This window comes from Alcanivorax sp. MD8A (assembly GCF_002888555.1).
Taxonomy (GTDB): domain Bacteria; phylum Pseudomonadota; class Gammaproteobacteria; order Pseudomonadales; family Alcanivoracaceae; genus Alcanivorax.
Genome location: NZ_AQOQ01000080.1, coordinates 1 through 873, shown reverse-complemented (window position 1 = coordinate 873; position 873 = coordinate 1). Strand labels below are relative to the sequence as shown.

Here is an 873-nt window from a genome sequence, read left to right as displayed (position 1 = left end):
AGTAAGACGTGGAATCCAGCGATACCTGGCTATAACGCGCTCGGGTCATGACAAGCCTCCTTGCTTATCCATCACCCAACACTACTGACTACTCAAACCAACCTACATCAGAGAACAACCACAAACCCCGTAAGACATCCCCCAATTCATGCGTGCCCCCGATTACTTCATCCCAACGCAATTTAGAGAGTAGTGATCGTTTCTTCTCATTCATTATCTTTTTATTTCAAAAGTCATGGCCGTGAGGGGATATGGGGTCAGGTTGTTATAGTTCGACTAACGCACATAGAAACATAATTCATGCGTGTCCCTGATTACTGTCATCCTGGCTGTAGGTTCTTCCTTCCAGCACGGCCAACTCCCCCCGCGAGAGCCCTGCAAGCAGCTCCAGTCGACGCTGCATGAACTCATAGTCTTCCACGTCGACAAGGTACGCTGACGGCTGCCCATGCTCCGTAATCAATACCGGCTCCTTTGATTCATGCAGTTCTGCAAGAATCTTGGTTGCCTGCCGCTTGAGGTTAGTAACCAGCTCAACTTTCATGGGCATATCCTGAGATTAGACCTAAAGTGATACTTTAGTGTCACTTGCTAGGCAGGGCAAGCTGAGCCAGTTGCCACCCCCTGGCCCACCACCCATTTCCTCCCTGTCAGCTGCGCGTAAGCCTTTAACCTCAACACAGAACCCACAGCCACTGGCTGTCGCTGCTTCCGGGGTTTCATATGCGCCAGCCATTCCCCTTCATCGATTCCCAAACGATCAAGAGCGCCAGCTGCAAGAGCAGAGATAGCACCGCGCTTGTCATCGCGGACAACGCGGCCCGTACTATCCACAAGCTCCAGATAATCCATCAGCCGAAAACGACATACCGT

General features: G+C 51.4%; 1 protein-coding gene. It reads right to left on the bottom strand.

All coding sequences use genetic code 11. The features are described 5' to 3' along the window. Positions 1-298 precede the first annotated feature (298 nt). On the bottom strand, positions 299-544 hold the full coding sequence (locus A15D_RS17085; protein WP_102792900.1) for a type II toxin-antitoxin system Phd/YefM family antitoxin: 246 nt from the start codon (positions 542-544) through the stop codon (positions 299-301). Positions 545-873: the final 329 nt, after the last annotated feature.